Source organism: Nocardiopsis metallicus, from assembly GCF_014201115.1.
Lineage (GTDB): Bacteria > Actinomycetota > Actinomycetes > Streptosporangiales > Streptosporangiaceae > Nocardiopsis > Nocardiopsis metallicus.
Genome location: NZ_JACHDO010000001.1, coordinates 1032543 through 1057063 on the forward strand (window position 1 = coordinate 1032543; position 24521 = coordinate 1057063).

At 71.3% G+C, this 24521-nt stretch carries 24 protein-coding genes; 16 read left to right on the forward strand and 8 right to left on the reverse strand.

Translation table 11 applies throughout. From position 1 onward, the window contains the following. Positions 1-37: 37 nt before the first annotated feature. The 7 genes from HNR07_RS04275 (at position 38) to HNR07_RS04305 (ending at position 6479) form a co-directional block, all read left to right on the forward strand. Positions 38-223: a hypothetical protein gene (locus tag HNR07_RS04275; RefSeq protein WP_184362205.1), complete on the forward strand. Its 186-nt coding sequence runs from the start codon at positions 38-40 to the stop codon at positions 221-223. A gap of 66 nt (positions 224-289) precedes the next feature. After that, positions 290-628: a Sec-independent protein translocase subunit TatA gene (gene tatA / locus HNR07_RS04280; RefSeq protein ID WP_184362208.1), complete on the forward strand. Its 339-nt coding sequence runs from the start codon at positions 290-292 to the stop codon at positions 626-628. A 203-nt stretch (positions 629-831) separates the two neighbouring features. Next, positions 832-1683 (forward strand): twin-arginine translocase subunit TatC, encoded by an 852-nt coding sequence (tatC, locus tag HNR07_RS04285; protein ID WP_184371439.1) that lies wholly within the window; start codon positions 832-834, stop codon positions 1681-1683. A gap of 149 nt (positions 1684-1832) precedes the next feature. Next, positions 1833-2258, forward strand: a complete 426-nt coding sequence (locus HNR07_RS04290; RefSeq protein WP_184362211.1) for a DUF397 domain-containing protein — start codon at positions 1833-1835, stop codon at positions 2256-2258. Positions 2259-2374: 116 nt separating this feature from the next. After that, complete coding sequence (locus HNR07_RS04295; RefSeq protein WP_184362214.1) at positions 2375-3271, forward strand: diacylglycerol/lipid kinase family protein; 897 nt, start codon at positions 2375-2377, stop codon at positions 3269-3271. Between the two features lie 12 nt (positions 3272-3283). Further along, positions 3284-6139, forward strand: a complete 2856-nt coding sequence (locus HNR07_RS04300; RefSeq protein WP_184362217.1) for a DEAD/DEAH box helicase — start codon at positions 3284-3286, stop codon at positions 6137-6139. Between the two features lie 61 nt (positions 6140-6200). Continuing rightward, the gene (locus HNR07_RS04305; protein WP_184362220.1) at positions 6201-6479 is read left to right on the forward strand and encodes a hypothetical protein; all 279 of its coding nucleotides are present in this window, start codon (positions 6201-6203) and stop codon (positions 6477-6479) included. A 14-nt stretch (positions 6480-6493) separates the two neighbouring features. Here HNR07_RS04305 and HNR07_RS04310 read toward each other — a convergent pair whose 3' ends face one another. Both HNR07_RS04310 and HNR07_RS35820 read right to left on the reverse strand, forming a co-directional pair. Beyond that, the gene (locus HNR07_RS04310; RefSeq protein WP_184362223.1) at positions 6494-7558 is read right to left on the reverse strand and encodes a LacI family DNA-binding transcriptional regulator; all 1065 of its coding nucleotides are present in this window, start codon (positions 7556-7558) and stop codon (positions 6494-6496) included. A gap of 124 nt (positions 7559-7682) precedes the next feature. Then, entirely contained in the window at positions 7683-8072 is a 390-nt protein-coding gene (locus HNR07_RS35820; protein ID WP_246421430.1) for a hypothetical protein, read from the reverse strand. 197 nt (positions 8073-8269) lie between these two features. Here HNR07_RS35820 and HNR07_RS04320 point away from each other — a divergent pair, with 197 nt between their 5' ends. The 4 genes from HNR07_RS04320 (at position 8270) to HNR07_RS04335 (ending at position 12293) form a co-directional block, all read left to right on the forward strand. Continuing rightward, positions 8270-9319 carry a sugar ABC transporter substrate-binding protein gene (locus tag HNR07_RS04320; protein ID WP_184362226.1) on the forward strand — a complete coding sequence of 350 codons (1050 nt, stop codon included), beginning with the start codon at positions 8270-8272 and terminating at the stop codon, positions 9317-9319. Between the two features lie 72 nt (positions 9320-9391). Then, positions 9392-10441, forward strand: coding sequence for an ABC transporter permease (locus tag HNR07_RS04325; RefSeq protein ID WP_184362229.1), 1050 nt, complete (start codon positions 9392-9394; stop codon positions 10439-10441). A gap of 23 nt (positions 10442-10464) precedes the next feature. Beyond that, positions 10465-11331 (forward strand): ATP-binding cassette domain-containing protein, encoded by an 867-nt coding sequence (locus tag HNR07_RS04330; protein ID WP_376769902.1) that lies wholly within the window; start codon positions 10465-10467, stop codon positions 11329-11331. Continuing rightward, positions 11328-12293, forward strand: coding sequence for a carbohydrate kinase family protein (locus HNR07_RS04335; RefSeq protein ID WP_184362232.1), 966 nt, complete (start codon positions 11328-11330; stop codon positions 12291-12293). The genes HNR07_RS04330 and HNR07_RS04335 overlap by 4 nt, the downstream gene beginning before the upstream one ends. 28 nt (positions 12294-12321) lie before the next feature. On the opposite strand, the gene HNR07_RS04340 is transcribed toward HNR07_RS04335, so the two are convergent. Together HNR07_RS04340 and HNR07_RS04345 are read right to left on the reverse strand one after the other, a co-directional pair. Next, positions 12322-13662, reverse strand: coding sequence for a flavin monoamine oxidase family protein (locus tag HNR07_RS04340; protein ID WP_184362235.1), 1341 nt, complete (start codon positions 13660-13662; stop codon positions 12322-12324). Positions 13663-13750: 88 nt separating this feature from the next. Then, on the reverse strand, positions 13751-14389 hold the full coding sequence (locus tag HNR07_RS04345) for a nucleotidyltransferase family protein (protein WP_184362238.1): 639 nt from the start codon (positions 14387-14389) through the stop codon (positions 13751-13753). Positions 14390-14555: 166 nt separating this feature from the next. Between HNR07_RS04345 and panD the strand changes: the two genes are divergently transcribed. The 4 genes from panD (at position 14556) to HNR07_RS35825 (ending at position 18079) form a co-directional block, all read left to right on the forward strand. Further along, a complete protein-coding gene (gene panD, locus HNR07_RS04350) occupies positions 14556-14960 on the forward strand; it encodes an aspartate 1-decarboxylase (protein WP_017583184.1) in 405 nt (134 codons plus the stop codon). Positions 14961-15113: 153 nt separating this feature from the next. Beyond that, positions 15114-15362 carry a hypothetical protein gene (locus HNR07_RS04355; RefSeq protein ID WP_184362241.1) on the forward strand — a complete coding sequence of 83 codons (249 nt, stop codon included), beginning with the start codon at positions 15114-15116 and terminating at the stop codon, positions 15360-15362. A 72-nt stretch (positions 15363-15434) separates the two neighbouring features. Continuing rightward, positions 15435-16721: an MFS transporter gene (locus HNR07_RS04360; protein ID WP_184362244.1), complete on the forward strand. Its 1287-nt coding sequence runs from the start codon at positions 15435-15437 to the stop codon at positions 16719-16721. Between the two features lie 176 nt (positions 16722-16897). After that, positions 16898-18079, forward strand: coding sequence for a DUF4352 domain-containing protein (locus HNR07_RS35825; protein ID WP_312893584.1), 1182 nt, complete (start codon positions 16898-16900; stop codon positions 18077-18079). 96 nt (positions 18080-18175) lie between these two features. On the opposite strand, the gene HNR07_RS04370 is transcribed toward HNR07_RS35825, so the two are convergent. The 4 genes from HNR07_RS04370 to HNR07_RS04385 form a co-directional block, all read right to left on the reverse strand. Then, positions 18176-19036, reverse strand: a complete 861-nt coding sequence (locus tag HNR07_RS04370; RefSeq protein WP_184362247.1) for a (2Fe-2S)-binding protein — start codon at positions 19034-19036, stop codon at positions 18176-18178. Between the two features lie 240 nt (positions 19037-19276). After that, positions 19277-19855: a DUF2306 domain-containing protein gene (locus tag HNR07_RS04375; protein WP_312893585.1), complete on the reverse strand. Its 579-nt coding sequence runs from the start codon at positions 19853-19855 to the stop codon at positions 19277-19279. Between the two features lie 297 nt (positions 19856-20152). Next, positions 20153-21367: a JmjC domain-containing protein gene (locus tag HNR07_RS04380; protein ID WP_184362250.1), complete on the reverse strand. Its 1215-nt coding sequence runs from the start codon at positions 21365-21367 to the stop codon at positions 20153-20155. Positions 21368-21677: 310 nt separating this feature from the next. Continuing rightward, entirely contained in the window at positions 21678-23822 is a 2145-nt protein-coding gene (locus HNR07_RS04385) for a prolyl oligopeptidase family serine peptidase (protein WP_184362252.1), read from the reverse strand. 184 nt (positions 23823-24006) lie between these two features. Between HNR07_RS04385 and HNR07_RS04390 the strand changes: the two genes are divergently transcribed. Beyond that, positions 24007-24504 (forward strand): TspO/MBR family protein, encoded by a 498-nt coding sequence (locus HNR07_RS04390; RefSeq protein ID WP_184362253.1) that lies wholly within the window; start codon positions 24007-24009, stop codon positions 24502-24504. Positions 24505-24521: the final 17 nt, after the last annotated feature.

The window sequence follows — 24521 nt, forward strand, 5'->3', positions numbered from 1 at the left end:
GGGGTGTAGGTCATCCCGAAAGGGATATGGTGAAAGCGTGATCGCCCTCGCTGTCCTTTTCGGTGCGTTCTGTGTCGGAGCGTACTTCGTCGGCGCCCTCGTCGTGAGAGCGCGCCGCGAGGCCTCCGTGCTGTCCGAAGAGGTGACACGTGCGGCGGGCGGGTACCAGGCGAGCAGCGCTGACCTGCGTGAGCGCATCCGCCGTGGCGGTGCTGGGACATGACGGCCCCGCGGATGAATGCGCGTACCATCAGAGGCGCTTGGTCGCGCCCCGTAGAGAGGTAGAACCATGGGACCGTTCAACGGACCTACCATCGCCATCCTGGTGATCCTGGCCATCCTGCTGTTCGGAGCCAAGAAGCTCCCGGACCTGGCCCGTTCCCTGGGGCGCAGCGCGCGCATCCTCAAGGCCGAGAGCAAGGGCCTGGTCGACGACGACAACGAGACCAAGGGCGAGGGCGAGTCCCAGGCCCAGCAGCCGCAGCAGCCCCAGCAGCAGGCCGCGCAGCCGAACCAGCCCCAGGCCGACAACCAGCAGGCGCAGCAGCAGGGCTACCCGCAGCTGCCCCCCGGCCAGCGCATCGTCAACGAGTCCGGTGAGCCCACCAACCAGACCTACAACAAGTAGAGCCAAGCAGCTGACTGGTAGTCGCCTGGTTCTGGCCGGTGGACTGGCGCGGTACCCCCCGGTGCCGCGCCGGACGGCTGTTTTCGGCGGGGCCGTCCTCTGGGGCGCCTCGCGCCGTCGGCCCGGGCCCGGACGAGAGCGGATGAGAAGAGAGTGACCGCACGATGAGGTCCCCACGTCGAACGGCGAACCCGGACGCCCGGATGCCGCTCATGGACCACCTGCGCGAGCTGCGCAACAGGTTGGCCAAGGTGATGCTCATCCTCGGCCTGGGGGCCGTGGTCGGCTTCGTCTTCTACGACCAGATCTGGGACTTCCTCAGCCGGCCCTACTGCTCGCTGCCCGCCTCCCAGGTGGTCGAGGGCGGAGGCTGCTCCCTCATCGTCACCGGCCCCTTCGACGCCTTCTTCGTCGCCTTCAAGATCTGGCTGTTCGCCGGAGCCCTGGTCACCGGGCCCCTCTGGCTCTACCAGCTGTGGGCCTTCGTGGCCCCCGCACTGCACAAGAGCGAGAAGAGGTACGCCTACATCTTCGCCCCGCTGGCCGGGATCCTCTTCGTCTGCGGCGCGGCCCTGGCGTACACGATCACCGCGCTCGCCCTCCAGATGCTCTTCGGTTTCCTGCCCGAGGAGGCGGACCCGTACCTGACCATCGGCGAGTACCTCAGCTACATGCTCATCATGATGGGCATGTTCGGCCTCGGCTTCGTCATGCCGCTGCTGGTGGTCCTGCTCAACATCGCCGGCATCCTCTCCCACGAGGCCATCGCCAAGTGGCGCCGCGTCATCATCTTCTGCGCCTTCCTGGTCGCGGCGGTCCTCACCCCGGCCGAGCCCGTCTCCATGCTCGCCCTGGCCGTCCCCCTCGTGGTCCTCTTCGAGATCGCCGAGCTGTTCTGTTTCCTCAACGACCGCCGCAGGAAGCGCAAGGACCCCGCCGGCGACCTGGACGACGATGAGATCTCCGAACTGGACGACCAGCCCTCCGACCTCGACTACACCCCCTCCTCGCTGGAGGAATCCGACTCCGAGGGTAAATCGACCAAGCGCTCCTGAACACCTTCGGGGGCACGCTAGGGTTCGGCTGGGGAGTGCCCCGGAGACGGTCCTTCGGCGAATGAATCCTCAGCCGGGAACTCAGCCGGACACACCGCCGAGCCATCAGTTGGGCCCCCTCCACCGATCTCTCGGACTAGGAAGAAGAGATGAGCGAGCAGACCGAGACCAAGAAGGACCTGCCGCCCGAGGCCATGGGCAACGAGAAGTGGCACGACACCACGCACGCGGTGTGGATGCGCTCCTCCCTGTCCAACCCGGACTCCGAGGCGATCGTCGAGGTTGCCGAGTTCGACGACGGCTTCCGCGCGGTGCGCGACGGCAAGTCCCCGGAGAAGGGCACGCTCTTCTTCACCCCCGAGGAGTGGGAGGCCTTCGTCCTGGGCGCCCGCGACGGCGAGTTCGACATCCCGGAGGAGTACCTCACCGAGGAGGAGATCAAGATCCAGCGTGGTGAGACCGAGGTCGAGGCGACCTGGGTGCCCTCCCCGCTGAACACGCCGGAGGTCATGGAGGAGTACCATCGCCGCCAGCGTGAGGAGGCCGAGCACAAGTCCGCGGCCGAGGACGACTGAAGCGGCTCGCCCGCACCCGGGCGCGCGGGTGTACGGGCGCTCACCCGACCCGTACACCCCACTGGTCCCGGATCCGGACAGCTCGACCCCGGCTCCGGGTAGGTAAGGACCGGTACATGCCCCCTCATATCGCCCTTCTGGTCAACCCGGCCTCCGGCCGACGCCGCGCCGCCGTCATCGCGGTGCGTCTGAAGGAGGCCCTGCGCGCCGCGGGCGCCCGCGTGCACGTCTACACCGGACGCTCCGCCGCGGACAGCCGCCGCCTGGCCCGCCTGGCGGCCGCCGACCGCCCCGACGCCCTGGTCGCCGTCGGCGGCGACGGCCTGGTCCACCAGGCCCTCCAGGGCGTGGTGGGCACCGGTGTGCCCCTGGCCGTGGTCCCGGCTGGCAGCGGCAACGACGTGGCCCGCGCCTTCGGAGTCCCCCGCGGCTCGGCCCACAAGACCGCCCAGGCGATTCTCGCCGGGCGCACCCGCCCCAGCGACGTGGTCCGCCTGACCACGGCCGACGGCTCCCAGCGCTACTACATGAGCGTCCTGGCCTGCGGCTTCGACGCCCGAGTCAACGAGCGGTTCAACAACTTCCGCTTCAGCGTCGGCCGCGCCGGATACCTGGTCGGGCTGATCGCCGAACTGCGCTCCTTCCAGCCCATCGACTTCGAGATCGACATCGACGACCGCAGCATCGCCGAACCCGGCATGCTCGTGGCCGTCGGCAACACCAGCGCCTACGGCGGCGGCATGCACGTGTGCGCCGAGGCCGTCCCCGACGACGGCCTCCTGGACGTGGTCTTCGTCAGGGAGGGCCCGATCGGCCGCTTCCTGCGCGTGTTCCCCCGGGTCTTCAACGGCAGCCACCTGGGCCTGGACGAGGTCGTCTTCGAACGCGGGCGCGTCGTCACCATCCGCGGCGACGCCGGGACCGCCTACGCCGACGGGGAACGCACGGGTCCCCCGCGACTGGTGTGCGAGGTGGTACCCAAGGCGGTCGAGATGCTGGAGCTGACCTCATAGGCTGGGAGCCCTATGAGTAGTCACTCCGAGCGTTACGCCGCCTTCCGCCGGCGCCAGAGCGCCTCCAGCGCCGCGATCGAGGCCTTCCAGGGGCTCTACGGGTTCGAGTTCGACCCCTTCCAGATCAGGGCCTGCAAGGCCCTGGAGGGCGGACACGGGGTGCTGGTCGCCGCGCCGACCGGCTCCGGCAAGACCGTGGTCGGCGAGTTCGCTGTGCACCTGGCCCTGTCCGAGGGCACCAAGTGCTTCTACACCACGCCGATCAAGGCCCTGTCCAACCAGAAGTACAACGACCTGGTCAAGCGCTACGGCGCTGACCAGGTCGGTCTGCTCACCGGCGACAACAGCGTCAACGGTGAGGCGCCCGTGGTCGTCATGACCACCGAGGTCCTGCGCAACATGCTCTACGAGGGATCCTCCACCCTCGGCGGGCTGGCCTACGTGGTCATGGACGAGGTGCACTACCTCGCCGACCGCTTCCGCGGTGCGGTCTGGGAGGAGGTGATCATCCACCTGCCGGAGTCGGTGCGCATGGTCGCGCTGTCCGCCACGGTCAGCAACGCCGAGGAGTTCGGCGAGTGGCTCCAGCAGGTGCGCGGCGACACCACCGTCATCGTCGACGAGAAGCGCCCCGTGCCCCTGTGGCAGCACGTGATGGTGGGCAAGCGCCTGCACGACCTGTTCGTGGACGAGCGGCCCGAGGAGACCGCCTCCGGCGGTGAGGACGACGGGGAGGGGCGCGGCGGCCGTGCCAAACGCAAGCGCGAACGGCGCCGCTCCCAGCAGCAGCGCCCGCGAGAAATCCAGGTGGGCGGCCGCAAGCTGCTCATCAACCCCTACCTGACCCGCACCGCCGAGGACGACTCGCGCACCACCCAGCTGGCCAACCGGCGCCGCCACCCGCAGAGCCGGGCCCGCGGCAACGTGCGCCCGCGCACCCGATTCGCCCCGCCCACGCGGCCGATGATCATCGAGGAGCTGGACGCCGAGGGGCTGCTTCCGGCGATCACCTTCATCTTCAGCCGCGCCGGCTGCGATGACGCCGTCCGCCAGTGCGTGGCCTCCGGACTGGTGCTCACCACCCCTGACGAGGCCGACCACATCCGCGAGTACGCCGAGTCCCGCTGCGCGGACATCCCGCGCGCGGACCTGACCGTGCTCGGCTTCGACTCCTGGCTGCGCGCCCTGGAGGCGGGCATCTCCGCGCACCACGCCGGGATGCTGCCCACCTTCAAGGAGATCGTGGAGCACCTGTTCTCCAAGGGGCTCATCCGGGCGGTCTTCGCCACCGAGACACTGGCCCTGGGCATCAACATGCCCGCGCGCACCACGGTGATCGAGAAGCTCGACAAGTGGAACGGCGAGACCCACGCCGCGCTCACCCCGGGCGAGTACACCCAGCTCACCGGGCGCGCCGGGCGCCGCGGCATCGACGTCGAGGGGCACGCGGTCGTCGTCTGGCAGGCCGGGACCGACCCCGAGTCGGTGGCCAGCCTGGCGGGCACCCGCACCTACCCGCTCAACTCCAGCTTCCAGCCCTCCTACAACATGGCGGTCAACCTGGTCGGCCAGGTCGGCCGCCAGCGCAGCCGCAACATGCTGGAGGCCTCCTTCGCCCAGTTCCAGGCCGACCGCGCGGTGGTCGGCCTGGTCAAGCAGCTGCGCAAGCACGAGGAGGCCCTGGACGGCTACGCCAAGGCCGCCGAGTGCCACCTGGGCGACTTCATGGAGTACGCGGGGCTGCGCCGCGCCCTGAGCGACCGTGAGGCCACGCTGGCCAGGAACCGTTCGGCCCAGCGCCGCGACGAGGCCCTGGAGAGCCTGGAGAGGCTGCGCACCGGCGACATCATCCGCATCCCCGCGGGCCGCTACTCCGGGCACGCCGTGGTCCTGGACCCGGGCCTCAAACACGACCTGCCCGCCCCCTTGGTCCTGACCGTGGACAAGCAGGTCAAGCGGGTCAACTCCAGCGACTTCCCGGTCCCGGTGCACCCCTCGGGGCGCATGCGCGTCCCCAAGTCCTTCTCCGCCCGCTCCCCGCGCTCGCGCCAGGACCTGGCCTCGACCCTGCGCAACAAGCTCAAGGAGCGGGGCACCGACCCCGCCTACGAGCGGGGCGGGCGACGGGGCGGCCACCAGGAGGACCCCGAGGTCCAGCGGCTGCGCACCGAGCTCAAGGAACACCCCTGCCACGGCTGCTCCGACCGCGAGGACCACGCCCGCTGGGCCGAACGGTACTTCCGCCTGCAGAAGGACACCGACGCCCTGCGCCGCCGCGTGGAGGGACGCTCGCACGTCATCTCCCGCACCTTCGACCGGGTGTGCGGCGTCCTGGAGGACCTGGAGTACCTGTCCGGCGACGAGGTCTCCGAGGACGGCGCCAAACTGGCCAAGATCTACTCCGAGCTCGACCTGCTGGTCGCCGAGTGCCTGCGCCGGGGGGTGTGGGACGACCTCAACCCGGTGGAACTGGCCGCCTGCGCCGCCTCCCTGGTCTACGAGGCGCGTCGCAACGACGACGCCTACCCGCGCCTGCCCGAGGGCAGGGTCGAGGAGGCCCTCACCGAGATGATGCGGTTGTGGGGCGAGCTGAACGAGGTGGAGAGCCGGCACCGGGTCTCGTTCCTGCGCCAGCCCGACCTCGGCTTCGTGTGGACCGCGCACCGCTGGGCGCGCGGCGACCGGCTCGACGCGATCCTGCGCCAGTCCGAGATGACCGCGGGCGACTTCGTGCGCACCGCCAAGATGCTGGTGGACATGCTCAGCCAGATCGCGGGCGCCACCGCCGACCCGCAGATGCGCAGCAACGCCCGCAAGGCCGCGGACCTGGTCCGCCGCGGCGTGGTCGCCTACTCCTCCTTCAACTAGCGGGTGTGAGTCCGCCGCCCCCTCCGGGAACCGCCGCCGGTTCCCGGAGGGGGTTCGTCGTGTGCGGGGGACCGGCATCGTCGCCCAGTACCGGGCTCTCGCGGAGGGCGACCGCCCGGTGCTCCTCGACGGGTCGGAGGCGTCGTTCGACGGGTGGGTCGGCAGCGACGGGTATCCGTTGCCCGTCCGGTACTACCACGAGTACAGGCACGAGGCTGGAGGCACGGTGAGCCGGGTCGGCAACCTGGTCCAGCTCGGTTGCCTCCAGTTCAACGAGCCCGTGGATGTCTTCTTCCCGAGTGGGGAGCAGATCGGGGACGCCCCGGACTTCGTGTTCTGAGCCCCGGCCCCGTTTCAGGCGGGCGGGGAGATCTCGCCGGAGCCCCGGGGGATCAGGGTGGTGGGTACCCGGAACTCGCGGGGCTCGGCGCCCCCGCCCGCGATGCGTTCGAACAGTCTGCGCACGGCCAGCGTGCCGATCTCCAACACGTCCTGGGCGACCACGCTCACCCGGGGGACCAGCAGGTCAGCCATCGGGAAGTCGTCGAAGCCCACGACCGCGATCCGCTCGTGCAGGCCGCGCTCCTGGAGCGCGTGGATCGCGCCGATGGTGACCAGGTTCTGCGCTGTGAACAGCGCCGTGGGCGGGTGCTCGGAGTCCAGCAGGGCACCCACGGCGCGCGCCGCCGTCTCAGGGCTGGGCAGATCGCGCACGACCCGCCCCGGGCGCTCGGGCAGACCACGCTCGGCCAGCGCCGCGCGGTAGCCCGCCACGCGTTCGCTGACCGTGCTGATGGTCTGCTCGTCACCCAGGAACGCGATCTCGGTGTGCCCGTGGTCGGCCAGGTGCAGGACCGCCTCGCGCGCGCCCTCGGTGTTGGTGCACAGTACGGCGTCGGCGGCCAGGCCGCGCGGCGGGCGGTCCACGAACACCACCGGGGTGCCGGTCCGGATCTCCCGGTGCAGGTAACCGTGGTCGGGTGCGGCCGGGGCGATGATGATCCCGTCCACCCGGTGCAGGGTCGCGGCGCGTACCAGCTCCAGCTCGCGCCGGGGGTCCTCGTCCAGGCTCCCGGCGAACACCAGGGTGCCGTGTTCGCGGGCCACGTTCTCCACCGCGCGGCTGAGCGTGGCCGAGAACGGGTTGGCGACGTCCTCCAACAGCAGGGCGATCTGCCGGGTGGCACCGTCGGTGCGACGCAGGCTGCTCGCGGCCAGGTTGGGCTGGAAGTCCAGCTGGGCGATGGCCTTGTGCACGCGGTCGCGGAGCTCGTCGGAGACCGTCGCGACCCCGTTGATCACGCGCGAGACCGTCTTGATGCTGACCCCGGACAGGGCGGCTACGTCACGCATGGTGGCGCGGCGCAGCTGCTGCTCGGAGTCTGCCTGCCGCCCGCTGGCTCTCTCGTTCACCGACACTTCGCGTGTTACCCCGGACTCTCTCCCCGACACTGTGGCCCGCCCCCAAGCGCGAGCCGGTACGGTACGCGGCGCGCACCGCACCGGTGCGTTCACGGCCGCCGCGGTGCGGGCGGGACGGGACTCATTGTGCCGCACCCGTCGGCGCGGTGGTCAGCGGACTGACCCGCAGGTCGCCCCAGCGGTCGCCCTCCGGGTTGTACTGGAAGTACGGGTGGTACAGGCCGTCGTGGCACACGAGCCCGTTGGGGTCGTTGATCCAGTTCTCGGCGGGGGTGAAGTGCGCCTGGGGGCGGTGCGGGTGGTCGGCGGCGGCCGCTTCGGCGACGGCGGAGCTGGCGGGGACTCGTCGGTGGCGGCGGTGGGGGCAAGCGCCGCGGCGGTGGCCAGGCCCGCGGTGGCGCCCAGCACGGTGCTGGTCCGGGCGGGTCGGGACTGTCGGTTCCCTGGGTGCATGCGGTCTCTCCGTTCCCGGCCAGCGGGGAGGGGGAAGGTGCCCGGTGACCTGGCTCACCCTGCATCGGCTGAGTCAACGTTGTCAAGCGGATGGTTCGGAGCGCTCCAGGCTTCTGAACTCCATGAATTTGGGGGGTTGACACGACAGCGAAGCCTCATCGAAACTTTCGGGACATCGTTGTCTCGGAGTGGTGCGGAGCCTCGCCCCTCCCTGGAACCCCCAGCCCGACCCAGGGCGCAGCGAAGGAGACCCCCATGAAGCACGCCTCCCGGACCCGCCGGGTGCTGGCCGCCGCCGTCGGACTGGGCCTGGCCGCCGCGTTGACGGCCTGTTCCGACGACGCCGCCGGAGACGGCTCCGTCCTGGTCGGCCTGATCACCAAGACCGAGACCAACCCGTTCTTCGTCAAGATGAAGGAGGGCGCCCAGGAAGCCGCGAGCGAGCACGGCGTCACCCTCCAGAGCTTCGCCGGGGACTACGACGGCGACAACGCCGCCCAGGTCCAGGCGGTGGAGAACATCATCGCCTCCGGGGCCGACGGCATCCTCATCACCCCCAACGACTCCGCAGCGATCGTCCCCGCCCTGGAACAGGCCGCGGCCGCCGGGATCATGGTCATCGCCCTGGACACCCCCACCGAGCCGGCCGACGCGGTGGACGCCACCTTCGCCACCGACAACTTCCTGGCCGGGGAACTCATCGGCGAGTGGGCCCAGAAGCGCTTCGAAGCCGAGGGGGTGGAGCCGCGCGTGGCCATGCTGGACCTCAACCCGAACCAGATCGCCGTGGACGTGGCCCGCAACCAGGGCTTCCTCCAGGGCCTGGGCGTCGACATCGCCGACGAGAACCAGATCGGCGACGAGGACGACCCCCGCATCGTCGGCCACGACGTCACCGACGGTGCCGAGGAGGGCGGTCGCACCGCCATGGAGAACCTCCTCCAGCGCGACCCCGACCTCAACCTCGTGTACACGATCAACGAACCCGCCGCCGCGGGCGCCCACGAGGCGCTCAAGGCAGCGGGCAAGGCCGACGACGTGGTGATCGTGTCCGTGGACGGCGGCTGCCCCGGGGTGGAGAACGTGGAGTCGGGCGTCATCGGCGCCACCGCCATGCAGTTCCCGCTGGAGATGGCGTCGATGGGAGTGGACGCGGTCGTGGAGTTCGCCGAGTCCGGCCAGACCCCCGACCCGGACGAGGGCCTGGACTTCGTCGACACCGGGGTCGAGCTCATCACCGACGAGGACATCGAGGGCCTGGAGTCCCAGGACAGCGCCTGGGGCCTGGAGCACTGCTGGGGCTAGTCCCAGCGCCGGATCCCCGCGCACCCGTCTCCGCGTACCCCGAATGGTCCTGACGACAAGGAAGACCCGAACGTGACCACATCCAACCCTGCGAAGGCGAGCCCGGAACCGCCTTCACCGGTGACCCTCGACGACGACGTCCGACCACCTTCCCTGGCAGACCGCCTCCAGCGGCTGCTGCACGCCCAGGCCACCCTCGGCCCGGCCGCGGTCCTGCTCGTCGCCGTCGCCGCGTTCGCGGTGATCAGCCCGGCCTTCCTGCAGGCCTCGAACATCTCGCTGATCCTCCAGCAGACCGCGGTGATCGGCACCCTGGCCCTGGGCCAGACCCTGATCATCCTCACCGCCGGGATCGACCTGTCCGTGGGCGCGATCATGGTGCTGTGCTCCATCGTCATGGGGCGCCTGTCCGCCGAGCTCGGGCTGCCCGGCCCCACGGCGCTGCTCGCCGGACTGGCCTGCGGTATCGCCTGCGGACTGTTCAACGGCTTCCTGGTCACCAAGGTCAAGCTGCCGCCGTTCATCGTCACCCTGGGCTCGATGAACATCTTCTTCGCGCTCAACCTGTGGATCTCACGCGGCGAGACCATCCGGGGCTCCGAGATGTCGGACCTGCTGCTGTGGACCGGCCAGGTGGTGACCGTCGGCGGCGCGCGCATCACCTACGGGTCCATCCTCATGCTGGTCATCGTCGCGGTCCTGGCCTACGCCCTGCACCGCACCCGCTGGGGACGGCACGTGTACGCCACCGGCGACGACCGGGAGGCCGCCCGCCTGGCGGGCATCCGGGTCAACCGGGTCCTGCTCAGCGTGTACGCCGTCGCCGGGCTGGTCTACGCGGTGGGCGCGTGGATCATGATCGGCCGGATCGCCTCGGCCAGCCCGCAGGCCGGGCTCATGGACAACCTCGACAGCATCACCGCCGTGGTGCTGGGCGGCACCAGCCTCTTCGGCGGCCGGGGCCTGATCATCGGCACCGTCATGGGCGCGCTGATCGTCGGCGTGTGCCGCAACGGCCTGTCCCTGGCCGGGGTGGACGTGCTGTGGCAGAACTTCGCGGTGGGGCTGTTGGTGATCCTGGCCGTGTCCCTCGACCAGTGGATCAGGAAGGCGCGACGTTGAAGCGGACGACAGAGGAAGCGACCGTGTCCGAGAAACCGGCGCCCGAAACAGCGGCGTCCGCGGCAGCGGCGCCCGAGAGACCCGCGACCGGCCAGACACCGATCCTCCAGGCGCGTGGCCTGGTCAAACGCTACGGCCGGGTGACCGCCCTGGCCGGGGCCGACCTGGAGCTGTACCCCGGGGAGATCCTCGCGGTGATCGGCGACAACGGCGCGGGCAAGTCCAGCCTGATCAAGGCGTTGTCCGGGGCGCTGGTACCGGACGCCGGGGAGATCCTGGTGGACGGGACGCCGGTGCGGCTGCCCAGCCCGATCGCGGCCCGTGAGGCCGGGATCGAGACGGTGCACCAGTCCCTGGCGGTCTCGCCCTCCCTGGACATCGCCACCAACCTGTTCCTCGGCCGTGAGCTGCGCAAGCCCGGCATCCTGGGTTCGGTGTTCCGGATGCTGGACCGCTCCCGGATGCGCGACGAGGCCCGCCGCCACCTGGACGACCTCGGCATCATGACCATCCAGAACCCCGGCCAGGCCGTGGAGACGCTCTCCGGCGGCCAGCGCCAGGCGGTCGCGGTGGCCCGGGCGGCGGCCTTCGGCAACAAGGTCGTCATCATGGACGAACCCACCGCCGCGCTGGGCGTACGCGAGTCCCGCGCGGTGCTCGACCTGACCCTGCGGGTGCGCGACAACGGTCTTCCGGTCATCCTGATCAGCCACAACATGCCGCACGTGTTCGAGGTCGCCGACCGCGTGCACGTCCAGCGCCTGGGGCGGCGCATCGCCACCCTGGACCCGGCGGGCTGCGGGATGGCGGACGCGGTCGCGGTGATGACGGGTGCGGTGGACCCCGCCGACCTGCCCGAAGAAGCCCATGCCCCGGGAGGTTCGCTGTGATCGTCGTGTGCGGTGAGGCTCTGGTGGACCTCGTCCCCCAGAGCGGTGAGAGCGGACCGGGTCAGTGGCGGGCTGTTCCGGGTGGTGGGCCCGCCAACACCGCCGTGGCCCTGTCCCGCCTGGGCGCCCCCGCCGCGCTGCTGGCGCGACTGTCCGGTGACGCCTTCGGCCGTCAGATCCGCGCCCACCTGGTCGAACGCGGGGTGGACCTGTCCCTGGCCGTGGCCGCGACCGAACCCACCACCCTGGCGGTGGTCGCGCTCGGGCCCTCCGGCGGTGCGGAGTACGCCTTCTACCTGGAGGGCACCGCGGACTGGGCCTGGCGGGCCGAGGAACTCCCCGAACCGTCATCGCTGGTCAGCGCGGTCCACGTGGGTTCGCTCGCGGCCGTGGTGGCCCCCGGCGCCCAGCGGTTGCGCGACTGGGCGCGGGCCCAGGGGCAGAGTTCCGTGGTGTGTTACGACGTCAACGCCCGGCCCGCGGTCGGCCTGGACCGGGCGGAGACGGCGGCCCAGGCCCGGGAGTGGATGGACCTGGCCCACATCGTGAAGGTCAGTGACGAGGACCTGGCCTGGCTCGAACCCGGCCGGGACCCGCTGGTCACCGCCGAACGCTGGGTGGTCCGCCACGAGCTCGACCTGCTGCTGCTCACCCGGGGCGGAGAGGGCGCCACGGCGCTGTCCGCGCACTGGGGCGAGCACGTGACGGTCCCGGGGGTTCCCGTCACGGTGCGGGACACCGTGGGCGCGGGCGACACCTTCGGCGCCGCGGTGCTGGCCCGCCTCGACGACCTCGGCCGACTGGGCGATCCCGCCCGACTGGCCGAACTGGACGCGGAGGCGGTCCGGGAGGTACTGCGGTTCGCCACCGCGGCGGCCGCCCTGGCCTGCACCACCGAGGGCGCCGACCCGCCGGACCGGTTCCAGGTGGAGGCCCTCCTGAAGGAGGCGGCCCCGGCCTGACCGGGTACCGGGACCGCCCGGAGAACGCCTACTTCCCGAGGGCTGCACGCACCTCTTCGGCGGCGCGTCGGCCCGATGCCACCGCGCCGTCGAAGTAGCCGTTCCACTCGGTGGCGGTCTCGGTACTGGCCCAGTGCACGACCTCCACCGGGGCGCGCAGCGCGGGGCCGAAGGTCACGGTGCTGCCCGGGACCAGGTGCCCGGAGAAGCAGCCGCGCGTCCACTCCTCGGCCATCCAGTCGAACTCCACGTAGTCGTCGGGGGAGAGCGCCTGGTCACCGAAGAGCTCGCCCAGCCGCTCCAGCACGATCTGGCGTCGCTCCTCCAACGAACGGCCGCGCAGCAGCACCGCCTCGTCGCCGTACACGAACCCGGTCAGGACCGCGCGGGGGCTGTTCGGTGGGGTGTTGTCCACGGTCTCGGTCAGCACCCCCGAGTCCGAGGTTGACATCCCGGACAGGCCCCGGTCCCGCCAGAACGGCGTGGGGTAGACGGCGTGCACCTTCAGGGCGCCGCCCGCCGGGGTGCGCTGCAGTGCACTGTCGGTGAGCGCGGGCAGAGGCGGGTCGTAGCGGATCCGCGCGGCCAGGGTCGGCGGGACCGCGACGATCACCCGTGACGCCGTGTAGGTGTGCGTGGTGGTGGTGAGGCGCGCTCCCGCGGAGTCGTACTCGACGGCGGTGACAGGCTCGGCCAGCCGCAGCACCCCGGACGGCAGCTCGGCTGCCATGTGTTCGGCGATGCTCTGCGCCCCGCCGACGATCCTGGTCTCTTGCGCGCCGCCCTCGTAACCCATGAGGGGCTGGATCCCGCCCGCACTGGCCACGTAGAACAGCGTCTCCAGAAGAGAGGCCTCCGCCGGAGCCCCGGCCAGCAGCCCACCGGAGACCACCCGGGCGACATAGCGGATGGCGGCCTCGGAGTACCCGGTACCCGCCAGCCACGAAGCGAAGGTCTGCTGGTCCCAGGCCCGCGCCTCGGGTGCGTCCCAGGGGCGTTCGGGGGTGATCTGCAGGGCCAGCAGATCGATCTCCTCCAACAGCGAGTCCACCTCGGGCGGAGGCGAGGTCAGTCGTTCCCCGCCGATGTCCACCACTGGATCACCGTGCGCGGGCGTGGGATAGGTGGAGATGCCGAAGTGGTCGACCAGTTCCCGGATCCGGTGCTGCGTCGGCCCGATCCACTGCCCGCCCAGATCCAGCTGGGTGCCGTCCGGCAGATACCGGGTGAGCGTGCGCCCACCCACCCGCGGCCGGGCCTCCAGGACCTGCACGGACAGCCCGGCCTCCAACAACTCCCGAGCAGCCCCGAGCCCCGCGAACCCCGCCCCGACCACCACCGCGTCATGGTGTTGGTGTCGTCCCCGCACAGCGCACCCCCGTCACCGAACCTGCTGCTCCAGCCCCGATCCTCACACGCACCCCGCCCCCGAACCGCTCTCCCACGCTGACCCGGGCTCAGGTGGCGGGCCAGGGGAGGACGGTGAGCTCCGGCCACAGCCGGTGCCAGCGCTCGGCCTTGTTCCGGTAGACCGCCTCTGGGGCCAGGGTGGGATTGGGGCGCAGGACCAGGTTGAACACGTCCGACAGGCCGTGCGGTGCGTAGAAGCGCCACCGGCCGTCGGGCTCCTGACGCACGGCCAGACAGCAGGTGGTCGCGGCGAAGGAGTCGACGGCGGACTCCACGCTCGTGTGCGGCGGGCACGGGACCCCGAACTTCTCCTCGTACCAGAGATGGACCCGGGCCTCGTTGCGGATCTCCACGGAGGCGGGCAGGTCCGCGAACAGGGCGGCACCGGCCTGGATGATGCGGTCCTCCGCCGCCCAGGACAGATCCGTGGGATCGAAGTAGAAGAGGTCGTAGTCCCTGATCCCGTGTGTGGGCGGTCGGTCGGTGACCACGTTCCAGACTGTCTGGAACAAGCACCCTGCGGTCAGGTACCAGTCGGGTGCGGCCAGTTCGGCGGCCCGGTCCAGGACCTCGACCAGGGTGTCGTTGCGGGAGAGCGCCTCCTCCAGGGCGAGGAGCTGGTCGTCCAGGGGCAGGCGGCCGACGGCGGTCCAGCCCGGCGTGGTCCCGTCGGTTGGCACGGGCATGTGTGGCTCCTTCTGGCGGCGGAACATCGGGGTGGGGGCGGGTGTTCGAGTCCGTAGTGGGGCCCCGGTGGACGAAGCAGGCCATACGGGGCGCCATCATGGGATACGCACGGGACCCCGCAGGGGGCCTGTAGTCCGTAAGACATCCTGAATCGAGGCTTCAGCAGTGCTGCGCACCCTCATGAACGGCAAGATCCACCGTGCCACGGTCACCCAGGCCGACCTGCACTACGTCGGTTCGGTCACCATCGACGCCGACCTGATGGACGCCGCCGACATCGTTGACGGCGAGCAGGTCCACATCGTCGACATCGACAACGGCAACCGCCTGGTCACCTACGCCCTCGTCGGCGAGCGGGGCAGCGGCGTGATCGGTATCAACGGCGCGGCAGCGCGTCTGGTCAGCCCCGGCGACCTGGTCATCATCATCGGCTACGCCCAGGTGGACGAGAAGGAGCGGGCCGACCACGTCCAGCACATCGTGCACGTGGACCGGGAGAACAGGATCGTCGCCCTGGGCAACGACCCGGCCGAGCCGGTTCCCGGCAGCGACCTGGTCGCCGGTCGCTGACACCGAGTTCCCGACGGACGCCCGTGCTTCGGCGCGGGCGTCCGTGTTCTCCGAGGTCCGAGCACCCGGGGTGCCCAAAGGCCCGAAAACCCGGCAGGGTGGCCGGTTCTGGCCTGATCGGACATCCGGCTCCCGGGTATGCCCAGGGGCGGCATGGACGAACGGGACGAGGAACGGCGCATGGTCGCCGAACACATCGAGTGGCAGAAGCAGGGCGCGTGGGTCATCCTCTGGGGGACCTACACCCGGACCTTCTGGGCGTTCGCCTGCTGGCCGGTGGTCCCCGAGGGCGGGGTGGTCGTCCACGCCGAGGACCCCGATCTGCTGTACGCCGAGATGCGCTTCGTGGAGCGCGAACACGACTTCCTGCGGTGGCGCTACGGGCGTGGCTACCCGGGTTGACGGAGTGGTTCCGGGGTATTCAGGAAGGTTACGATTCGTCTGGTGCCCGGATGAATCGAAAGAAGTGACCAGATGCCCACAGAAACCACCCCGGGCAGCGATGCCCTCTCCGAGGGGGAGCGGGCCCGACTGCAACGGCGCACCGTGCTGGTCCTCATGCTCGCCCAGGTCGTCGGCAGTATCGGCATGGGCGCGATGCTCGCCGTGGGCGCTCTCATCGCCCTGGACCTGAGCGGTTCGGACGCCTGGTCCGGGATGGCCACCACCATGATCACCCTGGGTGCGGCCGCCTTCGCCCTGCCACTGGCCTCCCTGGCCGCACGGCGCGGCCGCCGGCCCGGTCTGGCTCTGGGCTGGTTCCTGGGCGCCGCGGGCGGGCTCGTGGTCGTCGCCGCCACCCTGTGGGGACTGTTCGCGCTCTTCCTGGTCGGAATGCTGCTGATCGGCGCGGGAACCGCCACCAACCTCCAGTCCCGGCACGCCGCCGCGGACCTGGCCACCGAGCGCACCCGCGGCCGCGACCTGTCGATCGTGGTGTGGGCGACCACGGTGGGATCGGTACTCGGTCCCAACCTGATCGGTCCGACCGGGGGCCTGGCCGCGTCTTTGGGCCTGCCCGACCTGCTCGGCCCGGTCCTGCTCACCACGGCCGGTTTCCTGGGCGGGGCCGTGCTCATCGTCGCGCTGCTGCGCCCCGACCCCCTGGTGGCCGCCACCGCCGAGGCCGTCCGGGTCGAACGGGAGCGGGGGCGGGCCCCGAAAGCCGAGGTCAGCCTGGCCGACGGGCTTCGGGCGATCGGCCGCAGCCCGGTCGCGCTGCTGGCGGTGGTGGGGATCGTGGCCAGCCACACGGTGATGGTTGCCGTGATGACGATGACGCCGGTGCACATGTCGCACCACGGGGCGGCGCTCACCGTCATCGGGCTGACGATCTCCCTGCACATCGCCGGGATGTACGGGCTCTCCCCGGTCGTGGGCTGGCTGGCCGACCGCTTCGGGCGGGTCCCCGTGCTCCTGGCCGGTCAGGTGGTCCTGCTGGTGGCCACCGCCGTCTCGGGCACGGCCGGGCACAACGAGGCCCTCGTGACCACCGGGCTGATCCTGCTCGGTCTGGGCTGGTCCTTCGGGCTGGTGGCGGGCAGCACTCTGCTGGCCGAGTCGCTTTCGGCCGAGGTGCGCCCCCGCGCGCAGGGCTTCAGTGACCTAGCGATGAACCTGGGTGCGGCCTCGGCCGGCGCGCTCTCGGGAATGGTGCTGGCCGTGGTGGGCTTCGGCGGGCTGAACCTGTTCGCGGCCCTGTTCACGATCCCGGTGTTCGTGCTCGCGATCCGCGCGCTGCTCACCCGCGACCGGTCCTGAGCGCACCTGAGGCATCTGAGCGCACCTGAACCCGGGTGAGCGCAAAACACTTCCGGACCTTTACCGGAAACGCCCCGTGAGCTTCCCTCAGACCCTCCTTTACGCGGTTACGGTGCAGTTTTGAGGCGCCTACCGGTTTTGGTGGGCCCGTGCCGCTGGACGAAGGGGTGTTCTCAGTGAGCGATCGGGAACCCGAGGAAGGGGCCGGTGAGCGGCCGGAACCGGATCCGGTGAACCACCGTCCGCCGGAGGAGTGGCGTCCGGGCGACCCCGGGGACCCGATCGAGGGCGGACCGCAGCCGCCGGGGGAACCCGAACACGGCTTCCCCGACTACGGTCCTCCCCTGGGTGAGGCCCGCGGACACGGCGACCCCTCCCCGGACCAGCCCTTCGGCGGGCCGCCACCCGGTAACCCGCCGCCGACCGGCCGCCCGTACGGCGGTCCGCCGCCCGAGGGTCAGCCATCCGGCGGTCAAGCACCTGGCGGGCAGTCGCCCCAGGAGCCCTTCTCGGGTGGTGACCACCGGTACGGCGCCCCGCCCGGGGGACACACCGCCTACCGGCCTCCGGCGGGGGAACCCGGAGGCTACGGCGGTCCTCCTTCCGGCGGGCAGTCTCCGCAGGGGCAGCCGCGGTACGAACCGCCCGGTGGACATCCCACCGGTGGCCCGCCCGAGCCGGTGGATCCGGGTGAGCTCTCCGAGGGGCCCAGCGGTCCCGGCGGCGCGGGCCCCGAGCACCAGGGCTATGCCCCCGGATACGGCGAGTATCCGAGCGAACCGGTCGAGTACGGTCCTCCGGGTGGCTACGGTCCGCCTGGCCAGGGAGGTTACGGTCCGCCTCCGCCCAAGCCGGCGCCCTGGGGCAAGATCGTCGGGATCAGCTGCGGCGTCCTGCTGCTCCTGCTTCTGGTTCTCGGCGGCTGTGCGGCGCTGCTCCTGGTCACCGCGAACGGCGGTGTGCCCGGTGCGGACGGCCTCCCGGGTACCAGCCAGCCGGGGCCGGAGGGGCAGGAGGAGGGCGAGCCCTCGGGGGCCGAGGTTAGCGCCAACAACACCGAGTTCGAGCCCAGCTCCCTCTACGTGTCCGGCGACTACACCAGCGTGGAGGTCTCGGTCACCAACGGCGGCACGGACGCCCTGGACATCAACCCGCTCTACTTCACCGTGGTGGACGCGCAGGGCGTGGAGCACGACCCGCGTGAGGCTGTCGCGATGGACGCCAACGAACTCGAAGTGCAGACCCTCGACCCGGGCCAGAGCGCCAGCGGCGCGATCACGGTGGCCGGGCAGGTCGAGCCCGAACGGGTGCTCTTCGAACCGGTCTTCACCGGCCCGGTGGAGGTCCCGGTGACCTGACCGGTGAAGCGGCCCGAAGGGGACTGTTGGAAACGGTGACGGTTCTGCGCAGGGATCCGCTCACACGCTCAGGGGCACGAAGGTCGAGGGGCTCTGTCAGGGGGCGAGCGCGGGATCGCGCAGCCACTCCGACAAAGCCTCCTTGCGTTCACTGTCGCACTTGAGCGGGCAGGTCGTGCAGAAGCCGTGCTCTGGGTCGCCCTTGTAGTCGAAGCAGCAGGTGCCGCGGACCGCCCAGGTGCCCCGGGGGTGGTCCGGGGCGAAGGGGAACAGGCGCGGACGCTTGCGGGTGACCGCGCCCGCGGCGACCACCGAGTCTCCCAGCCGGGTGGCCAGCTCCCAGGCCTGCTCGGCGTCCTGGCCCAGGTAGCGGGCCGGGTTGAGCATGTAGAAGTGCAGGGTGTCCAGCACCCAGCCCCACAGGGTGCGCTTGCCCGCGCGCGAGTGCGCGTGCAGCGTGTCGATGAGGGGTTCGAAGGTGGCGAAGAGCCCTTCGGCGACCAGGCGCAGCTGCTCGTCCTCGTCGCGGGCGACCACGGTGTCGGGGTGGTCGGCGGCGGGGTCGTCGGGCAGTACCACGGAGCGCACGTCGACGACGGCGGGTGTGGCGAACTTGGAGCGGGCGGTGTCCCAGGGCAGGTAGAGGGTTTCCGGGGTGAGCAGCGGCCCGCGGCCGGTCAGGTACAGGGACGCGGCCACCATGAAGACGGGTTCGCGCAGGGTGACCCGCAGGAAGTTGGTGGCGGCCGGGAGCCGGTGCCCGGGGCCGTGCTCCGTCTGGAGCTTGTCGAACAGGACCGGGAGCCAGCCGTGATCGGTCATCGACGCGACACTGTGCCGCTGGACGCCGTCCAGGGGGCGGGCGTGCAGCTGGTCCAAGCCGGTGATCTCGGGCAGCGGCGCGAACTTCAGCCGCGCGCAGACACCGTGCAGAGCGTCGAGCGGATCTGGCTTCACCTGGCAACCCTTCGTCGCATAGCGGAACCGTCAAGTCCGGGGGCTGTGTGGTCGCAGCTACCACCGGGGGACGGGTTCACCTGCGCCTCTAAAGTGAGGCTACCCTAACCCTGCTTTCGGTCGCAATGTGTGCCGGGATTAGTTTGCCCAAACCTGGATGCTTGGCGTTCGGCCAAAGGGCAGCTCAGGGCAGGTTCAGGGCTTTTGACCGGTTTCTGTTGCGCAGAGTGCGCCCTGTGGTCAGGGTGTGTGAGGTGAGACGGGTGCGCTCTGAGCCGGGGTCTTCTCTCCGGTCGCTCGGGCGTGTCGGGACCGGCGGCGGGGCTTGTGGTACTTGAGCCACCACTCCAGGAACAGCAGCGGCAGGATCCACGACAGGAAACCCGACCCGGCGCCGGGTTCGAGCGACATCGCCGTCAGGTCGCCTCCGTACTCCGCGTCCACTCTCGGGGACATCGCCAGCACCAGGAGAAGGTGGGGAATCCGGTTGAACGCGATGCCGTAGACCAGGGCGAAGCTGCGCAGCATCCATTCGCGGTGGCTGGCGAGGTGTCGTCGGCGCGCCGACAGGCAGCCCAGGGCGGTGAAGGCCGACCACAGGACGGCCCAGACGAAGGCGCTGGTCTGCGCGCTCGCGTCGGCTTCGCTCAACGGTGCGATGAGCATCGCCGAAACTCCCACGAGGGGGACTCCCGCCAGGACGTACACCCGTCCGCTCCATCGGTGCACGGCTGGGTGGCGGGTGCGCAGCCACGGCCACACCTGGAGGGTGACCAGCAGGGTGATCAGTGCTCCGCCGAAGACGTGCACCACGAGCACCGGGGGAGTACCACGCCGGGCTCTCCGGAACCGGCAGAGGTGAGTCGGCCGGGCTCCGGACGCCGCGGGCGGCGCCAACCTGGCGGAGGGCCTACACTTCCCCGTCCAGCGCATCCTCGACGGAGCGGAGGCCTACGTGCGCGCCCGCGGCGAGGACTCACCATGGAGCCGGGCACTCTGATCACCCGACGGCGCGTGGTACGCGGGCCCGATCAGCGCGCACCGGCAAGCCACCGACGGGCTCGGGCAGGGGAAGGACTCCTGACCGCAACCCCGGCGACCGCGGCCAGCCGGAACTCAGCGCACCAGGACCAGGTGGTGGCGGCTGAGCGCGGCCACCACCTGGGCGCACACGTCCACCTCCACGCCCGCGTGTTCGGCCAGCTCGGCCACCGAAAGCTCGCGGTGCTCGGCGATCGCCGCCAGTACCGGCCCCGTCACCGGAGGAAGCCGGTACCGCTTCCCGGCGACGGTGAGCGCCACCCTGGCGTCCGCGCCCTCGCCCTCGTGTCGCAGCGGCGGCGGCAGGATCGGCACGAACTCCACCAGGGCGTCCGCGGGCGGCGCGCCCTCCTCCACCGGCCAGGGCAACGAGAACGACGTCCGGCGCGGGAAGCGCGCGTCGCGTTCGGCGAGGAAGGCGTCCAGGTCCATGGACTCGGCGAGTTCCGTGATGCGCGTCACCAGCTCGTGCCGGTGCTTGCGGCGCACGTCCGGCTCGGCGAAACGCGGCAGGTCCTGCCGGAACGCCTCCTGCTCGAACAGCCGGCGCACCAGCGCGTCCGCCCAGTCGATTCCGGTCGCCCGGGTGAAACCGAAGGTCAGGTGCATGCTGACCTCACCCGTCCCGGTCACCGTGTGCCACCAGCCGCGCGGCACGTGGATCACCTGGCCTGGCCGTAGCACCCCCTCCCACACCATGTGCAGCTCACCGTCGGCGTCCCGCGGCGGGGTGTGCGTGTGGTCGGTGTCGTTCTTCATCGGGAACGGGCGCGAACCCGGGCCGTGCACCTGCCAGTGCTTGGTCCCCTCCACCTGGACGATCACCGTGTCGTGGTCGTCCCAATGGGTGTCGAACCCGCGCGACTCACCCCAGATCAGGTACAGGTTGGCCTGGGCGCGCTCCTTGGTCAGCCGCATCAGGTCGTCGGCGGCCGCGCCGACCGGCGGGTGCATCCGGTCCACGCCGTCCAGGACCAGGCTCGCCCCGGAGCGCAGTTCGCGGTACAGCGACTCCGGGCGCACGATCCGCCGGGCGGTCCGCGAGGCGGTGCCCTGCTCGGTGTAGCGGTCCAACGGAACCGGAGAACCGTCCTTGTGCAGGCGCATCCGCGGCGGCTCCGGGGCGCAGTTGGCCAGCAGCTGGTTGAGGTCGTCGAAGGTCAGGAGCGGGCGCACGGCGTCCGCGCCCAGGTCGGCGAAGACGAACTCCTCCGACAACCGGGTGGTCAGGGCGTCGCGGCCCACGACGTCGCACAGGTTTCGGGTGAACAGGCTGCCGGGATCGGTCACGGCTGTCCTCTTCTCAGGGTGGTTCGGCGGGGCGGGTGCGAGAGGGCGCGCGGATTCTCGGTGTTCGCGGGTGAGGGTGTGCGTGGGGCAGGGAAAGGACCCGCCCGGTCCGGGACGTGGCAGCCGGACCGGGCGGGACCGGATCAGATGAAGTCCGAGCTGGAGTCGGTGCCGTCGCTGTCGCCGCCCGCGGTGGTGTCGCGGGAGGTCACCTCCGCCAGGTCCTCGACCTCAACCTCGATGGGGTCCATACCGCACCTCGCTTTCCTGAGTTGCTTGATCCTCATGGCCAGAGCTCACTCGTGCGCCGTCAGCGCCCGGTCAGCCCCGTTCTGTGGGCCGCGAACGCGTGTGCGTCGGCGGCCAGGCCCACGGCTCTGCTCACCGCGCGCGGGCCGTGCCCGACGTCGCGTTCGTAGCGGAGCAGTGCGGCGGGTCGGTCCCCGTCCGTACCGGCGGCCGCCAGCAGAGCCGCGCACATCTTGCGCGGGTGGGCGGCGTCGGTCCGGGTATCGCCGTCGAATCCGGTGAGCAGGACGCTGGGATGGCGCAGCCCCGGCGTGCGCACGGCGCTGTCCAACGCCCGGTGGTAGGGCGAGTAGGACATCAGGGCGGCGAAGTCGTCGGGGTCGGCCGCGGTGCCGAACTCCCGGGTCCACATCCGGCCCAGCCCCATGCGTTCGAAGCGGGCCATGTCGGCCAGCGGGGCCGAGGCGATCACCGCCGCGCACAGGTCCGGGCGGGCGGTGGCGGCGGCGAGTACGAGCAGCCCGCCGGCCGAACCACCGGACAGGCACAGCTGGGCGCGCGTGCACCAGCCGGCGCAGACCAGGGCGTCGGCGGCGGCCACCAGGTCCTGCACCGCGCGCGGCTTGTGGCGGCCCGAACCCTCCAGGTGCCACCGGCGCCCGGCGTCACCGCCGCCGCGCACGTGGGCCACGGCGTAGCGGCCGCCGGACAGCAGCCAGGCCAGGACGGTCGCGCTGAACCCGAACTGGCGGGGCCGCCCGAAACCGCCGTAGGCGTGCAGCAGGGTCGGACCCGGACCGGGGCCGCCGCAGGCGCCGGGGCCACCGGAGGTGTCGAAGACGGTGACCGGGACCCGGGTGCCGTCCTCGGAGCGGCACCAGACCACGGTCCGCACCACGGCGGGCGCGGCGTTCGACGCCCCGGGGCCGGAAGGCTCGGACGGCCAGAAGTCGGGTCTGTGCCGCCCCGGAGGCAACCGCAGCACCCGCTGTTGGGTGGCTACGTCCGCGTACCCGAGGTACAGGGTGCCGTCGGGGGCCGCGACAGGGCCGGAGACCATGCCCTCACCGGGCAGCTCGACCCGGTGGGACGGTGCCCCGGTGACGGCGTCGTGCACGGAGGCCGCGCTGATCCCCAACCGGGTGCGGACCACGAGCAGCGCGGGGCCCTGCGGGCTCCGGTGGGGGCAGAAGGCGTCCAGGGTCGCCCCGGGGTCCTCGGCGACGACCTCGCGCCAGTGCTCGGGTCCGAGTCCGTCAGAGGCGCCCGGGTCCACCGCGCACACACGGCGTCGGGGCGCGTCCAGGGTGGTGCGCAGGTACAGCAGCCCGTCAGGGCCCGGCCGTACTTCGGTCTCGGCCTCGGGTCCCACCTGCAACGCCCGGAAAACCGGCTTCTCGGGTGGGTCGGTGAGCAGATCGGCCAGCCACAGGTCCGTGCGGTACCCGGTGCCGTGGCCCTCGGTGACCAGCAGCCAACGCCCGTCCATCACCCGGACCCCGGGCACGGTACCCGTCCCGGCGCAGGAGTACACGAGCGTCTCTGCGCCGTCCGCGACCCGCCGCAACCAGACCCCTCGCACCCCCTGGGCCCCGTCCCGGCGCACGTAGTAGAAGGAACGCTCCGCCCCGGGCAGCCAGGCCACGTGTGAGTAGCGCACCTTGGGCACCGTCGGTCCGACCGGATCCCCGGTGTCGGCCCGGATCATCCGCAGCCCGCCCCGCTCCACCCCGCCGGAGGAGGTCTGAACGGCCACCAGGGCCCCGTCGGGGCTCGGCTCCCAGGCATCCAGCGTGGTCCGCCCGGTGGGGTCCTCGGCACAGGGGTCGTAGACGGTTCGGGGCTCACCGTGACCGTCGGCGGATCCTCGGGCCTGTGGTGAGGCTGCGAACACGACGAGGCGGGGGTGCTCGCCTCCGGCGGGACGGACGGTACAGAACAGGGCGCCCGGGCGGTGGACCGGCGGGGTCCACAGGTCGGTGGCCACCAGTGCGCGGATGCGCCTGGCCAGGTGTTCGCGCAGGTGCCAGGTGCTCGCCTCGCGGTCGTACTCCCGGCCGCGCTCCTCCAACCAGCGGAGTGTCTCGGGGGAGTCCGACGTCTCCAACCAGCGGTAGGGATCGGGTACGGGCCGACCGTGCAGCGTGTCGACGGCTGCCACCGGCTCGGGGGCTATGGCGACTCCTGGGGCTCGGTTGCGCACCATCACATGGTTCAAGTGCCCGATACAGACGGTCAAGGAAGAGATATCTGACCCCGGGGAACGAAAATGTCACCACAAGGGAAGGTTTGTCTGCCCGGCCAGGCAGGACAGGCAGCGCGGCCCGCCCGGGAGGCCGGGGACAGAACGGGTAGGTCCGAAGGGGAGAGCACGTATCCGAGGAGGACCGATGGAGAGCAGCGTCCGCAGGACACCCGAGCCGGGCCACTCGCTGATGGCCGCCGCGGCGTTCGCGGTGGCGGTGCTGGCCACCGCGCTGGTCGGGGGTTCGGCGGCGGCCGGCTCCGGGGAGGTCTACGCCCGGCTCGACCTGCCCGCGTGGGCGCCGCCCTCCTGGCTGTTCAGCCCGGTGTGGATCGCCCTGTACGTGCTCATCGGGGTGGCGGGCTGGCTGGTGTGGCGTGCGGCGGGCACTCAGGGCGCGATGGTCTTCCTTGCCGTCTACACGCTTCAGCTGCTGCTCAACGCCGCCTGGACGCCGCTGTTCTTCGGGGTCGGGCTCTACGGGCTCGCGTTCGTGGACATCGTGCTGCTGGCCGTCGCGGTGGCCGTGACCCTGCTGCTGGCCTGGCGGCACAGCCGGACGGCGGCCCTGCTGCTGGCGCCCTACCTGGCCTGGGTCTGCTTCGCCGCCGCACTCAATGCCGCGATCTGGGCGGCCAACTGAACAGCCCACCGAGACCC

Bases quoted from the DNA above. Each gene is read 5' to 3' on its own strand.
- HNR07_RS04390 (WP_184362253.1), top strand. From the start codon at position 24,007: ATGGAGAGCAGCGTCCGCAGGACACCCGAGCCGGGCCACTCGCTGATG.
- tatC (WP_184371439.1), top strand. From the start codon at position 832: ATGCCGCTCATGGACCACCTGCGCGAGCTGCGCAACAGGTTGGCCAAG.
- HNR07_RS04355 (WP_184362241.1), top strand. From the start codon at position 15,114: ATGGACGAACGGGACGAGGAACGGCGCATGGTCGCCGAACACATCGAG.
- HNR07_RS04295 (WP_184362214.1), top strand. From the start codon at position 2,375: ATGCCCCCTCATATCGCCCTTCTGGTCAACCCGGCCTCCGGCCGACGC.
- HNR07_RS04345 (WP_184362238.1), bottom strand. From the start codon at position 14,389: ATGCCCGTGCCAACCGACGGGACCACGCCGGGCTGGACCGCCGTCGGC.
- tatA (WP_184362208.1), top strand. From the start codon at position 290: ATGGGACCGTTCAACGGACCTACCATCGCCATCCTGGTGATCCTGGCC.
- HNR07_RS04290 (WP_184362211.1), top strand. From the start codon at position 1,833: ATGAGCGAGCAGACCGAGACCAAGAAGGACCTGCCGCCCGAGGCCATG.
- HNR07_RS04385 (WP_184362252.1), bottom strand. From the start codon at position 23,822: ATGGTGCGCAACCGAGCCCCAGGAGTCGCCATAGCCCCCGAGCCGGTG.
- HNR07_RS04320 (WP_184362226.1), top strand. From the start codon at position 8,270: ATGAAGCACGCCTCCCGGACCCGCCGGGTGCTGGCCGCCGCCGTCGGA.
- HNR07_RS04360 (WP_184362244.1), top strand. From the start codon at position 15,435: ATGCCCACAGAAACCACCCCGGGCAGCGATGCCCTCTCCGAGGGGGAG.
- HNR07_RS04300 (WP_184362217.1), top strand. From the start codon at position 3,284: ATGAGTAGTCACTCCGAGCGTTACGCCGCCTTCCGCCGGCGCCAGAGC.